The 13836-nt window shown below is 51.1% G+C and carries 13 protein-coding genes; 11 read left to right on the top strand and 2 right to left on the bottom strand.

The features are described from left to right. Window positions 1-3 precede the first annotated feature (3 nt). The 5 genes from ACFQI7_RS25450 to ACFQI7_RS25430 all read left to right on the top strand — a co-directional run bounded on the left by ACFQI7_RS25450 (window position 4) and on the right by ACFQI7_RS25430 (window position 4998). The gene (locus tag ACFQI7_RS25450) at window positions 4-1830 is read left to right on the top strand and encodes a right-handed parallel beta-helix repeat-containing protein (protein WP_218099776.1); all 1827 of its coding nucleotides are present in this window, start codon (window positions 4-6) and stop codon (window positions 1828-1830) included. 184 nt (window positions 1831-2014) lie between these two features. Next, the gene (locus tag ACFQI7_RS25445; RefSeq protein WP_218099775.1) at window positions 2015-2677 is read left to right on the top strand and encodes a copper amine oxidase N-terminal domain-containing protein; all 663 of its coding nucleotides are present in this window, start codon (window positions 2015-2017) and stop codon (window positions 2675-2677) included. 56 nt (window positions 2678-2733) lie between these two features. Next, window positions 2734-3276, top strand: a complete 543-nt coding sequence (locus tag ACFQI7_RS25440) for a stalk domain-containing protein (protein WP_218099774.1) — start codon at window positions 2734-2736, stop codon at window positions 3274-3276. A 41-nt stretch (window positions 3277-3317) separates the two neighbouring features. After that, on the top strand, window positions 3318-4097 hold the full coding sequence (locus ACFQI7_RS25435) for a stalk domain-containing protein (protein ID WP_218099773.1): 780 nt from the start codon (window positions 3318-3320) through the stop codon (window positions 4095-4097). A 13-nt stretch (window positions 4098-4110) separates the two neighbouring features. Next, window positions 4111-4998 carry a stalk domain-containing protein gene (locus ACFQI7_RS25430; RefSeq protein ID WP_230415089.1) on the top strand — a complete coding sequence of 296 codons (888 nt, stop codon included), beginning with the start codon at window positions 4111-4113 and terminating at the stop codon, window positions 4996-4998. Window positions 4999-5063: 65 nt separating this feature from the next. Here the strand turns inward: ACFQI7_RS25430 and ACFQI7_RS25425 are convergent, their stop codons facing one another. After that, window positions 5064-6725, bottom strand: a complete 1662-nt coding sequence (locus ACFQI7_RS25425; RefSeq protein WP_218099771.1) for an S-layer homology domain-containing protein — start codon at window positions 6723-6725, stop codon at window positions 5064-5066. Window positions 6726-7016: 291 nt separating this feature from the next. Here ACFQI7_RS25425 and ACFQI7_RS25420 point away from each other — a divergent pair, with 291 nt between their 5' ends. Beyond that, complete coding sequence (locus ACFQI7_RS25420) at window positions 7017-7817, top strand: hypothetical protein (RefSeq protein ID WP_218099770.1); 801 nt, start codon at window positions 7017-7019, stop codon at window positions 7815-7817. Between the two features lie 86 nt (window positions 7818-7903). Here ACFQI7_RS25420 and ACFQI7_RS25415 read toward each other — a convergent pair whose 3' ends face one another. Further along, window positions 7904-8704 (bottom strand): YheC/YheD family protein, encoded by an 801-nt coding sequence (locus ACFQI7_RS25415; protein ID WP_218099769.1) that lies wholly within the window; start codon window positions 8702-8704, stop codon window positions 7904-7906. Window positions 8705-8957: 253 nt separating this feature from the next. Between ACFQI7_RS25415 and ACFQI7_RS25410 the strand changes: the two genes are divergently transcribed. The 5 genes from ACFQI7_RS25410 (at window position 8958) to ACFQI7_RS25390 (ending at window position 13752) form a co-directional block, all read left to right on the top strand. Continuing rightward, complete coding sequence (locus tag ACFQI7_RS25410) at window positions 8958-9743, top strand: arylamine N-acetyltransferase family protein (protein WP_218099768.1); 786 nt, start codon at window positions 8958-8960, stop codon at window positions 9741-9743. A gap of 328 nt (window positions 9744-10071) precedes the next feature. Further along, window positions 10072-11052 carry an ABC transporter ATP-binding protein gene (locus ACFQI7_RS25405; RefSeq protein WP_218099767.1) on the top strand — a complete coding sequence of 327 codons (981 nt, stop codon included), beginning with the start codon at window positions 10072-10074 and terminating at the stop codon, window positions 11050-11052. Then, complete coding sequence (locus ACFQI7_RS25400) at window positions 11049-11909, top strand: ABC transporter permease (protein ID WP_230415055.1); 861 nt, start codon at window positions 11049-11051, stop codon at window positions 11907-11909. Before ACFQI7_RS25405 ends, ACFQI7_RS25400 begins: the two co-directional genes overlap by 4 nt. After that, complete coding sequence (locus tag ACFQI7_RS25395; protein WP_230415088.1) at window positions 11906-12676, top strand: ABC transporter permease; 771 nt, start codon at window positions 11906-11908, stop codon at window positions 12674-12676. The genes ACFQI7_RS25400 and ACFQI7_RS25395 overlap by 4 nt, the downstream gene beginning before the upstream one ends. 32 nt (window positions 12677-12708) lie before the next feature. Beyond that, window positions 12709-13752, top strand: a complete 1044-nt coding sequence (locus tag ACFQI7_RS25390) for a polyamine ABC transporter substrate-binding protein (protein ID WP_218099766.1) — start codon at window positions 12709-12711, stop codon at window positions 13750-13752. Window positions 13753-13836: the final 84 nt, after the last annotated feature.

Here is a 13836-nt window from a genome sequence, read left to right as displayed (position 1 = left end):
GGTATGCAGCAAAAACCACAAGGAGTCGACCATCGGATCAGCAGAAGGAAGCTGCTGGCATCGCTTGGAAAAATAGGCGCGTTTGGTGCGGTAGCGACCGCCGGTGCCATCAGCATGTATTCCGATTCGCTGGCATCGCCGTCCGTTACCCAGTCCGTATATAAGGAAGATCCCGAAGAAGGGCCGGGCGGGAAAGGCAAACCGCAGGTGTACAATGTCGCTCATTTCGGAGCGAAAGGGGACGGCGTTCAGGATGACACGGAAGCGTTTGAGCGGGCGCTTCAAGCCATTAAAGACAATGGCTGCGGCACAATGTACGTACCGAACGGCGCTTACGTGATCACCAGGACACTTCGTCTATACAAAAACACGACGATATGGATGGAAGATCGCGCCGTTTTGAAAAAGCTAGGCAATCCCGATTCGAATTTGAAGCTGTTCGTCAATGGCCAATTGGGCAATGCGAATTATGCCGTCGGGTACAAGGGGGAGGGCAACCTGACAATTATCGGCGGTACGATCGATTTATGCGCCGATGTGAACCTCCCTACCGATCCGAGCAGAGGCTTTATGGCGTTCGCGATTGGTCATGCCGACGGCATTCATATGGAACGGGTCACCTTTATAAACGGACATAACGGTCATATTATCGAATTCAATTCCAGCCGCAACATTAAGCTGCTTCACTGCCGGTTCCAAGATCAGCGGATTACGACATCGGGGCAGTTCGAAATGGTACAATTTGATTTTGCTTCCAGCGAATCGTTTCCAAGCTTCGGTGCCTATGACGATACGCCGTGCCGGGATGTGCTTGTCGAAGGATGTACTTTTGTGAACGGGCACCGAGGCGTCGGTACGCACGGCTCCAAGTTCGGCGCAGACGGAAAGCAAGTATTTCACGAAAATATTCGCATCGTAAATAATCACTTTGAGGATTTGCAGGATATTGCCATTAAACCGGAAAGCTATGATAACGCCGTCATTTCCGGGAATACGATCGCTCGCGTCGGTGGACACGGAATTGCCGCATATTCCTGCCGCAGCATGATCATATCGAATAATGTACTGCAAAGCACAGGCTTTCACGGCATTGTGGTCACGCGAAAAACGGCAAAGGGCTTTGATGAGCCGTCGACCCAGGTAGTTGTCTGCCATAACGTCATATCTGACGTGAAAAACAGCGGCTTGCGGATCATTGGCGGAGATAATATACAGCTTGCGGACAATTCCGTTGCCAATGCTAAGCGAGAAGGCATCTATGTGAGCACGACAAACCATTTGGTCGCCAAAAATAATGTGCTTCGAGGCTTGTCTCAGGAAGGGGACGGGCGCTACAGCGCGATTCTTCTCGATGGTTGCGCGATTGCCGACGTTTCCCATAACCGGATCAGCAATGAGGGGTACACGCCAGCATATAGCTACATGGTGTATGTCAAACAGAGCAGCAGTGGCGTCGTGATCGACGGCAATTCCGGCGAAGCGGGACGCAGCGGGAAGATCGGCAATGAGGCGACAGGCACCGTTATTACGTCGGCAAGCTATGAGCGATTTTTGACGGGCACGTTGAATGCGACGTCCGGGATAATCGAACTGAATGATGATATACGCAATTATTCTTCCGTTATCGTCGCCACCGGTGCTGTAACAGGCGGGGACTTGCGCCATGAGATTGCGCGCGGCTGGTCCGCGTCCGGCTTTCGGCCCGGTACCGATTATATTAACGTCTCCACTTCGAAAGGAAAGTTTGTCGCGGCTATCGTAGAAGGCAGGCAGATTCAGATTATGAGCGCAAGCGATCCGTTGAGGTATATCATCGGGATTCAAGGATGAGTTGCTCTTTTATATCATAGAAGTACCGTAACCTCTATCGTGCGATAGGGGTTATTACAGTTGCAATGCGCACTCTTTCAATCTTTTTACAATATTAAATTTTACAAGTGTAAATTATTTACATATGGTATAATAGAGCAACTTTAAACGCTATTTTGTCGTCCTATACTAGGGGGGAGTTTTTGTGAAAAAGAAAATATGGCTGCTGGCAGGCATGGTTCCGCTATTGGTCGGCACATTTTCCTTGGGGGTTTATGCGGCATCGGATATCCGGCTCATTGTTAACGGAAAACAAGTAAATGCCGATATACAAATTATAGATGCAACCAGTTACGTCCCGCTGCGAGCGATATCCGAACTGCTAGGCGCCAACGTCAAGTGGGATGAAAGCAGCCGCACGATTACGATTAATGATAAAAATTTGCCTTTTCTTCGGTCCTACGACGTGAAAGTCGATATTACGTCCGGTCCGTTGACGATGACGGTTTCCAAAGTGACGCTCGATTCCGCTTATGCCAGAGACAAATATGCGTCCCCGATCAAGGCGGTTATCCTTGATGTGACGATCGAGAATATTAGCGACAATTCGATAAGCTGGTATCCGACGAGAGGAAGCCTGTACTTAAACACGGATGAAAAAGCGGATGCGGCCCGATCGGCCTACTACTCCGACCCGGTAGACGGTGTATTTGAAGGCAAGATGAAAAAAAAGGGCAAAATCGTCGTTCAGGTAAACAGCAATCTGGACGAGATTACAAAAATCAATTTTTTGATGGACGGGGCTACCGACGGTCATACGTTCAAATCGGTTCAAACGAACCCGATTGTACTGCCTATTACTAAGTAATGAGACTTTAATTTCGATATTTCGTAGATAGACATGAGACGTAAGGGGGGAAAGCTATGAAGAAGTTTGTTTCAGGGGTTTTCGTAGGCATTGCCGTGTCCATCACCGTCTCGGCCTACGCGGCGGACGGCATTCAGCAGATTGAGGCGTTCCTGCGCCCTTCCTTGCCTGTTACGCTGGACGGCAATTTGCTCAAATTGGAGAGCGCTCCGCTGATGTATGACGGTTCGACATATTTGGGCTTGCGCGATGTCGCCAAAATCGCCGGTATTCAAGTGTATTGGAACGAGAAAGGGCAAACCGTCGAGCTCAATACCCCGAGAAAAGGCAGCGACCAATCGGTCGTGGAAACATGGTATAACCGGATGAAGGCGATCGAAGTGAACGGTGTCGCTTATTTCCATTATGATGATTTCGCAAAAGAGAATAATACCGCCGATAAAAAAGTAATCTCGATCGATCCGGACCGCAGGGTTATTTCTTTTTACAAAAATTCCGGCGTCGTCGACAAAACGATCGATATGAACCAGCGCAGCGAAGTCTACAGCTACAAAGGCTCGGTATATATCAACGTCAAATATTTGCCTGACCCGTCGTAATGCAGGAGAGAAGCAAAATTAACCAATGGAAGGTGAAAGTCGTGAAAAAAATAATGTTGGTCGGAACCTTGTTGTTGGCGTCTGCAAGCATCGCTAACGCTTCAGGCGTGAATGGAGATTATAACGGCAATCCGGTCGTCAAAGTGTATTACGACGGAACGGAATTGCAACCGGAAGACGTCCCCGCCATCAATTATAACGGCAGAACGATGGTGCCGATCTATTACTTGGCGAAACTGGGTACCGAGGTCAAATGGAACCAGGAGACATACAGCGTCGACGTGAAACCGGCGGCCGCCCAGCCTGCACCTCCCACAGTTCAACCTGCGGCTCAACCTGACCCGCAGAAGCTGCGTCTGCAAAAGGAACAAATGCTGCTGAAGGATACCTACAAGTGGCTAAGCGATGTGGATCAATCGATCATGATGTACATCCTAATGCTGCAGCAAAACGGCAATTCCAGCATTCCGAATTATTACTATATGGATGTCAGTATGAAGAAGCTAACCGATCAATATTTGGAGGCGCAGCAATTTGCGCAAAAAGCGAGCGCACAGCTGAAGCAGATTAAAGATCATAAGATTACGGAAATATCCAGCCAACAGTTGAAGCTGCTCGATCAGCTGCGCTCGGCCGTCGAATTGGTGCGAAATCTTGGCACGCTAAAAGATACGAATCAGATCAACACTCTACAGGCGGCGTTCCAACAGCAGGTTTTAAACGTAACTCAGACAGCTCGCGAAAATATGGACAACACGAACAAACTTATCCATGATCTGATCGCGAAGGAACTGGATGAAATGATACAGAATGGGGAGTAAGGTTCAGTTGAGGATGAAGAAATGGAGAACGGTTCTGCTTGCAGGTTTGATGGGCACCTGTTTTGCGGCAGGCGCCTACGCCGAGGATGTCCTTCAACAGGTTCAAGCTTACTTGCGCCCCGATTTTAATGTGCAGGTCGATGGCTCTCCTGTAAAGCTAAGCACGCCGCCGCTTGTGTATAACGATAAAAGCTACCTTGCTTTAACGGATATTTCCAATTACCTTGGCGCAAACGTTTATTGGAAGGAACAAAATAAAACGATCTACATCAACTCCCGCAATCAGGCGCAGCGGCCGAACGATCAGGAGCTGGTCTATGAAGAAATCAAGCTCGCGAATCCATCGGCGTATATGGTGGAATATTTGGGCGGACAGTTTCCACTGCTGACATGCTACATTCACGACAACTCTAAATTGACCAACTATTATCGGCTTACCGATGTGAAGCGTATGGGAATCGATACGGATGGTTTGAAAAAGGTTCGCGACAAATACACCCAGTGGCTATTTGTGAGCGAGGACGAGCTGTCCAAAAAGTGGAAAAGCCGGCCGTCGATTTACTACAGCCGGGAGAGCGTTAACATTGTGACGACGGAGAAAAACGCAAAAAAATTAGAGTCGATTAGAACCTATGTCAAAGATTGGACCAGCTTTGGTGCGAGGCTTTCCAACTGCAGTCCCACCATGTGCCCCCGCGATGCAAACAATTTCGAGGCGCAAAATGTATACTATAATCGCACATGGATCATCATGGATGTGGCCGGGGAGGACGAATATAATTATTTGATCAACGAAAACGGTCATTTATATATTCTTCATTTAAAATTGACCAAAGCGCCGATCGATGATGGAACTTATTTAATCAGCAGCTCCAAAGAAGATATTCAAGCCATACGCTAGAAGAAACAAAACAGATCATCCCCTACTATACAAAGGGATGATCTGTTTTTTTATTGCCGCTAAACTTAGCGGCGAATATACATTTCTGTTGTTATTGAATTTCCGTTCGTTAGCTTCGCAGTCAAATCGAATTGCGTCACATTGCCTTCCACATGAACGGCTCCGTCAGAAGCGATGGTTACCGTACCGGTCGGGCCTTCGGCCGGGTCGCCGACGATATGCTCCGGAATAAAGACGATCCCTAGAGCGAAGTTGTAGCCGCGAGCTTCTTCTTTCTCGTACTTGATGCCATAATTGTCATAAACTTTCAAATTCATGGCTGTATAAGCATTGAAATCGCTCGTATATACGCCGTCGGTTACGGTAGCATATTTTTGGGCTTTTGTATCGGCTTCAGCTTTCACGGCCGTCACACTATCCGTTTTTACGGTTACCGGCACCGTTGTCTGTTTAGTTTCGCCTTTTGCGTTTTTATACACGATGTTCAACGTAGCCGTTCCCGCTTCATTCCCGATCACATATCCCTTGTGATCGCTGGACAAGCCAACGCGGGCAACGACGGAATCGGAACTCGTAATGGCCTGAATAATCCCAGGCACGGCAACCACTTCTCCGGAGGAGTTGGTCACTTTGAGCTTCACTTCTTTGGCAAACTTACTAAGAATTGGATTTTCGGCAACGTCTCTCGTAACATAGCCGTTCTCTCCGGTAGCGGCTTCGGTCAAGTCGCTGTCGATGACGTTTGCAATGGCGCCCAAGCCGTCAATTGTAGTATCGGAATCTCCGGTAGATACGCTGGCTTCATACGTGAAAGAGTACGTTACGGACGCGGAGCCGAGTCCTCCCAACGATACCGTATACGTACCGTTCGACAATTGGGCGTCGTCCTTCAAGGAGAGCGTTGCCGTTTGCTTGTCGTCAGACCAAGAAACGGTCACGGGCACGGTTTCCGAATTTTTTTGCAGGGACAGCGAAGCTTTGGATGTGTCGACGGCTCGGTCAAGGTTCACTTGAACCGTTTGCGGGCCCATGGCGGTAGCATCCTTAATGGCTGCTTGATCCGGTGCCGGAGTTGTCGTCGGTTCTTCCGGCTTCGAAGGATTGTTGATCAATTGCGAAGTTTCGTATGCGCCTATAACAAGATCGGTACGGGTTGCCACGCTCGCGCCGTCTTTGCCTGCTGCCTGGATACCAAGCTCCGTAGCTTGTTTCACGGCGTCGGCATACCAAGGATTGCCGGTCACGTCAACATTTTTCTTAAGCCCCTTCAGCAGTACGGTGTCGAATTGGCCGATCGTAACGTTGTCGCCGGGAGCGAACGTCGTATCGGTAATCCCGTCGATCAAGCCGGCTTTTTTGGCAGCTTCAATGTAGGCAACCGCCCAGCCGTTGGCCGGATCATCGGTTTTCACATCGGAGAAGCTGGACGTTGTTACCGAGTTGTCCACCTGGAGTCCGAGAATCAAAGTTGCGACTTTGGCGAACTGCGCCCGGGTCATCGTTTGATTAATGCCGAACGTGTCGGCGGATACGCCCTCGAGTACGCCTTTGGCTAGCAGCGCGTCAATTTTGGCTTTCAAGCCGGTGTCAATATTGGCAAGATCCGAAAAATCCGCAGCTGTTTTGGCCGTTGAAGTCGAAGCAGCCGGCGTTTCTGCCATAACAGCTGTGGCGGACATCGAGAAGGCGATGGCAGCGGAAGCAATCACTTTTAAGCTTTTGTGCATGAGTATGAGTTCTCCTTAGAATCGTAAGTATAGTATTTCATAAGTATAGTGCATAATGAATAGTGCTACAAACGGCGCAATCGGCGGTAGAGTATTTGAATATAAGCAGCTGATCCCCATTATACATCATGAACATTAATGTACTATTAAAATATCGCATTTGGCACCCGTTAGAAAGAGGGAAATATTAGTTTAATAAAGTTTTACGGCCGGTTTACAATCCATGCGTCTCCGATTAACATCTATCCATTAAGCTAAAGTCAAAGCAATACAAGGAAGGGAGCGAGTAGAATGACCTTGTTCAATCGCAAAAATATAGCCCGGCTTCTGCTGTTTGCGGCTGCAATGACTACCATCGCGGTTACGACGAATATTCCAAACGTTGTTGCTCAGAACGGTTCCGATCCGATGACAAAGAACCGGTTAAATATATCCGTATTAGGGAAACATACCAATATTGTTAAAGAAGCGCCGGATGCGTACCGTTTGCCGGGCTCGTCCTTCCAATCGCCGGAAGTATCGATCCTGGAAGCCAAGGATTTGCGGGGTGAAAAAGTAGCCGTACGCGGCGTCGTCGTGACCGATCCGGTCATTTGGAAAAACCGCGACGGGAAGCTGTCGGTACATATCGAGGACGATACGGGCGGGATGCATGTCCTGATGCTTCCGAAGACTGCCGTCAAAAAAGGCGATTCCGTACGTATAACCGGAACGGTTGCCGAGTACGAAGGGCTCATTGAAATAAGGCCGGAATCGGAAAACATTCAAACGGGTTCCGACGGCCAAGCGCCGGAACCGAGGGCGATCCACGCAGAGGATCTGCTTGCAGCTCATAAAGCAATGCCTTATATCGGGAGACTTGTGAAGGTGAAGGCCCAAATTCAGCACATTCCGGATAAGCCGCAAGCGGGAGCTTACGATATCCCGATCTTGGTAGGAGAAAACACGGCTTTAACGCTATACGTCCGCGAAGATCTTGCAGACCTTTCGCAAATTCGCGAAAAAACCTGGTATGAAATTACCGGTATTTTAAGCCAGTATCACGGATATCGGATCATACCGGCGCTAGGGACTGACATTCAACAACTGTAATCTGAACCTTATACAGTGGGGCGCCGTTGCTATTTCCGCCGCGTTGCGATGACGTCTGTCCGGTGGCCTTAAGGCGTTTTCGTTTTTTACCGCGAAACGCTCCGCGTTTGCAACGCTTTGTTCGGATATCGCGGCCTTACGCTGCGAAGTCTGTGGATCGATAGCCTGATTTTATTGTATAGCGCAGGGTCTTTATGATGCTTAAATAAATTATACTGCGGTCGCGTGTTCGCTTCGATTAGCCAGACGTTTCTCTCCCGGTCGATGCCCATATCCAAACCGAGTTCCGTAATGAGAGGATATCTTTTTTCCAGGGCGAGCGCAATTTGCTGCCCGGTCGTATGCAATTTGTTTTCCAATACGTCGATTTCTTCGCTTTTCAAATCCGTGCTTTCTTGCAGTGCGTTTTTGACGATAATCGATTTACCGCCGCGGCAGTGGTTCGTCACGACTTGCCCTTTCACGCCGAGTTTGCCCATGGAACCCATAAACATCCACGTTTTCCGCGGTTTGAGCAGAAGAACGCGGAAATCGATTTTGCGGTCCTGTATATCCAACAAATCGATCCCCTGCTGAATAACGTAACTTTTCTTTCCGATGATTTGAACGATATATCCATACAGATTATCAATGGTGACATTTTTTCGATCGGTAAGCGTCTGCACTCTAACCCATTCGCCCTCATGCGATAGCTTAATGACTCCTCTTCCTCCTCCTCCGTAACAAGGCTTCAAAAAAACGACTGGATATTTATCTAAAAAAAACAGGAGCTGTTCGTGCGTAAATTTTGCCGTTTCGGGCAGATGCGGACGCAATTCCGTATGTTCCCACAAAGCTTCGTGCTTGCGCCATTTGCTCCAAGGATACATCTTGCCGAACAAACTCATCTTTCTTGCACCTCCCAATCTTTTATTTTGCGAGCGTAAATTACTATATGCGGACATTCGTGTATTCGCCTGTACACCGGCCCAATGGGCCCCCGGGCGGCCGTCGGCCTACTTAAGGGCAAAGCCAAACTAGCGGATGGTTAGAGCGTAATCGATAGGCTCATCAAATCATGGGTGAAGAAAAAACAAAGTCTCTACAATGGAACAATATGGTATGATGAAGGGGACGTTCACTCTGCAAAGGAGCGATAGTATGAACGATTTTGCCAATTCATCGAGGCCGGATGTTCAGGCATACCTTAAGCGCATTGGCTACGACGGCCCGCTTGACGGCAGTGCCGAGACGCTTGCCCGGCTGCAGGAATGCCATCTCCATACGGTGCCGTATGAAAATCTCGATATTGTCCGCCGAATCCCGCTGTCGCTTGAGATCGAAGACCTTTTCGGCAAAATCGTCGAGCGGGGCCGCGGGGGCTACTGCTTTGAACTTAACGCGCTGTTCGGCTGGCTGTTAAGAGAGCTCGGGTACCCGGTTACAGACTTCATGGCTCGTTTTTGGCGCGATGAGCCGAATCCTCCTCCGAAGCGCCGCCATCGCGTATTGAAAGTCGAGGCGGAAGGATCCTTCTACTTATGCGATGTAGGGGTGGGAGGCATTGTTCCCCGCCGGCCGATCCAAATGGTGGAGGGGCTGGAGCATCCGCAGGGGGACGAGTGCTACCGGCTGGAGCGTGACCCGTATTACGGCTGGTTGCTATGCGAGTTCAAGCATGGCGGATGGAGCCGGATTTATTCGTTTACCGAAGAGCCGCAGCTGCCGAAAGATTTTGTCATGGCCACCTACTGGTGCGAGAACGCCCCGGACTCGATTTTCATGGGCAGTTCGATGCTGGCCATCCGGACAGCGGAGGGACGCAACACGGTCGCCGGCAACGAATTTCGCATTTTTACCGCTGACGGCGTACGGACTTTCGTTCCGGAGACCGAGGAACAATATCATGAAGCTTTACGAACGTATTTCGGCATTGAACTCCATTAGGCTGAAAATCATCGGTGAGAACCCGTAGCGTCCCGAGTCGGAAATGACTCATGGGACGTTTTTTTTCTTTATGAGTAATGATTGGGAGCATTCACTGGAACAAGTTGCTTGACTCTGTTAAAGTCTGTCGACAGGGATCCAAGCACGCTGTGACGGTATGTAGCTTGTTGGTACTCGTTCAAATAAACGGATGGTTAGCGACACTAAATTTTTTTTTGAAAGCATAGAGGAAAACCGAAAACCGCGATGAATATAATACCGAATGAACCATATATTGGGCGGCCGATGATTTGAGGTCTGCATCGATGACGCGAGAGGGGGGAAGACGATGCTCGAATTGACGAAGCTGTCAAAAATTTACGATGACCAGTCCGCCGTAACCGATGTTTCCCTGCGGATCGAACCCGGGGAATTCGTTACGATGTTGGGGCCGAGCGGCTGCGGCAAGACGACGCTGCTCCGTATGCTGGCCGGGCTGGTGCAGCCGAGTTCGGGATCGATTGTTTTGGAAGGCCGGGATATTACGCTGCTGCCGCCTTACAAACGCGATTTGAACATGGTGTTTCAACAATACGCCCTGTTTCCACATTTGACGGTGGAGGACAACATCCTGTTCGGGCTCCGGATGAAGAAAGTGCCGGCGGAGGAACAGCGAAAACGGCTGCTGCAGGTGGTGGAGCTGACCCGCCTGACCGGTCTGGAGCGGCGCAAGCCTCATCAGCTTTCCGGCGGACAGCAGCAGCGCGTGGCCGTTGCGCGGGCGATCGTAAACCGGCCGAAGGTGCTTCTGCTCGACGAGCCGCTTGCGGCGCTCGATCTTCAGCTGCGGAAAAACTTGCAGCATGAGCTGAAGCAGTTGCAGAAGCGGCTCGGCATTACGTTTATTTATGTCACGCATGATCAGGAAGAGGCGATGACGTTATCCGACCGTATTGTCGTCATGAACGGGGGCGTCTGCGAGCAGGTAGGAGCTCCGCGCGACATATACGCCCATCCGGCGAGTTTGTTCGTCGCGTCCTTTATAGGCGAAAACAATACGCTGCAGGAGCAGGGGAGGACATACGCGGTCAGGCCCGACAAAGTGAAGTTGGTTCCGCTGCGGGACAAACCGCATCCCGAAGGCCACAGAACCGGCATGATCGAAGATATGGCCGACACCGGCAGTCTGCTCAAGCTGTATGTGCGGCCGGATGGCGGCGGCCCAAACTTGCTTGTGTATAGATACGGCGATGAAGTGCAAGGCTGGCGCACAGGGCAAAAGGTAGCCTACGGCTGGGCTTCACGGGATGAGGTGGTGCTGGCCCGGTGAACAAAGGCGGATGGTTGACCGTTCCCGCCGTCGCGTGGCTGGGGCTTTTTTTTGCTGTTCCCGTACTCGGGATCGGTGCGTTGTCTTTTATGGGCAGGGATAGCTACGGCCGGATCGTTTACTCCTTTACCGCGGAGAATTACATACGCGCGCTCGATCCGATTTATGTACAAATCGTAGGGGAGACGCTGCTGCTCGCGATCGTTACGACGGTGCTGTGCGCCTTGATCGGCTACCCGTTCGCGTATGCGATGACGCAGTTTCAGCGGAAATGGCAAAACGTGCTGCTGCTGCTCATTCTCGTTCCATTTTGGATCAACATGCTTGTCCGCTCGTTCGCGTGGGTCATTTTATTGCGTTCGCAAGGGGTGATCAACACGCTGCTGGAGCGCTTGGGGTGGATCGGCGAGCCGCTGCAGCTGCTGTACAACAAAGAAGCCGTGTTTCTGGGAATGGTGTACACGCTGCTGCCGTTCGTTATATTACCCGTCTATGTGACGCTGGAGAAGATCGATAAGTCATGGCTTGAAGCCGCTTCCGATCTGGGTGCGGCCCCGCGCCGCGCGTTCTGGGCGGTCGTATGGCCGATGTCGCTGCCCGGGGTGTTCACCGGCTGCATGCTGGTGTTCGTCAGCTCGATCGGCATGTTCGTTATTCCCGATATTATGGGAGGGGCCAAATCCCAACTGCTCGGGAACGTCATCCAGAACCAGTTCTTGTCTGCAAGAGACTGGCCGTTCGGTGCGGCTTTATCGGTGTATCTAATCATTCTGTCGCTGGCGGCCATCGGCGTCATGCAGTCGTGGGTCAGCCGATTGACCGGAGCCGGCGGAGCGAAGCGGGGTGGGACGATGTGACCGGAAATCACCGGCGATGGTCCGTGTATATATGGGCCGTACTTGCTTTTTTGTACGTGCCGATTGCGGTCGTGATGCTGTACTCCTTTAATGATTCGCGGGTGAATGCGGTGTGGCAAGGCTGGACGTGGAAGTGGTATGCGTCGCTCTTTACGAACGAACGGGTGATCGAAGCGCTGCTGAACAGTCTGCTCGTCGGTTTCGTATCTACCTTCATCGCTACCGCGCTTGGAACCGGAGCGGCGCTCGGGCTCGAGCGGTACCGGATGAAGGGCGAACAAGCGGCTCGCGCGCTGCTGCTGCTCCCGGTCGTCGTGCCGGACATCGTGATGGGCATCTCGCTGCTCGGCATGTTCAGCCAGCTGCTCATTCCGCTCGGAGCCGGGACGATGATCATTGCGCATGTGACGTTCAGCTTGTCGTTCGTGTACGCCGTCGTCTCCGCGCGGCTGCAAGGAACGAGCAGCGTATACGAAGAAGCGGCCAGCGATCTCGGGGCCGGGCCGTGGCAGACGTTCCGGCATGTGACGCTGCCGGTCATTATGCCCGCGATTGCCGCGGGGGCGCTGCTTGCCTTTACTTTATCGCTCGATGATTTCATGATCAGCTTCTTCGTGTCCGGTCCGGGCTCGACGACGCTGCCGCTCTACATTTACGGTTTGGTGAAAAGGGGGATTTCCCCCGAAATCAATGCGTTGTGTACGCTGCTGATTGCGTTTACGATAGGCTCCGTCACCCTTGCGGAACGAATCCGGCGGAGATCATAATATTTTAGTCCAAGGAAAGGGGTCTTCATGCGATGAAACGTTACGCAAGTTTGCTGGTCTGCCTGCTGCTCGCGCTCACCGTATTTTCCGGCTGTTCTTTAAAGGAGGAGCTGCGCATTTACAGCTGGGCGGACAATTTCGACGAGGAAGTATTGAAAGAGTTTGAGAAAAAATTTAACGTCAAAGTGCGCTACGATACGTTTTCGAACAACGAAGAACTGCTTGCGAAGCTGCAGGCAGGGGGTTCCAAGTACGACCTGATCCAGCCTTCCGATTACATGGTGGCGACGATGATCAAGCTCGGGCTGCTCGAAGAGCTGAATAAGGACAATATCCCCAATGCGAAAAACATCGCCGCGAACATGCAAAACCTGCCCTTCGATCCCGGCAACAAGTATTCGCTGGTTTACACGTCGGGCGTAACCGGCATCGCATACAACAAAAAGTTCGTCAAAGATCCGGTTCAAAGCTGGGCCGATCTGTGGAAGCCGCAGTATAAAGGCAAAGTCATCCTGCTGGACGACCAAAAGGAAGTCATCGGCATGGGGCTGAAAAAGAACGGGTTCTCCAACAGCACGAAAGATGAAAAGCAGCTGCAAGCGGCCGTTGCCGATCTGAAAAATTTGCTGCCGAACGTGCTCGCCTTCGATACCGATAACATCAAGCAAAAATTTATCGCCGAGGAAGCTTGGATCGGTACGGTCTGGTCCGGAGATGCGGCCAAAATCGTCAGCGAAGGAAAAAACATCGATCTCGGATTCGTCGTTCCGAAGGAGGGCGCGCTCATCTTCGCGGATAATTACGCGATCCCGAAAGGGGCGAAAAATAAGTCGCTCGCCGAAAAATTCATCAACTACATGTTCGAGCCGGAAGTGAGCGCCAAAAACTACGAGTCGATCGGCTACAGCGATCCGAACGAGAAAGCGCAAGCGCTGCACAGCAAAGAATTCCGCAGCATCCCGATGCTGAACTTGACCGCCGATCAGCTCAAGCAAACGGAGTGGATCAAGGACACCGGCGAGCAGGCTAAAGTATACGACCGCTTGTGGACCGAGTTGAAAGCGGGCAAAAAGTAACCGAACGCAGGCACAAGCGCTGGCAGCTATTTGCGTCGGTGCATCATAGCACAGCAACCGAACTGTCGGAATGGGGAAGCGAAA

It is taken from the genome of Paenibacillus allorhizosphaerae (assembly GCF_042659105.1).
GTDB lineage: Bacteria > Bacillota > Bacilli > Paenibacillales > NBRC-103111 > Paenibacillus_G > Paenibacillus_G allorhizosphaerae.
The sequence above is the reverse complement of the archived record's forward strand: the minus strand, read 5'-3'. Positions and strand labels throughout refer to the sequence as shown.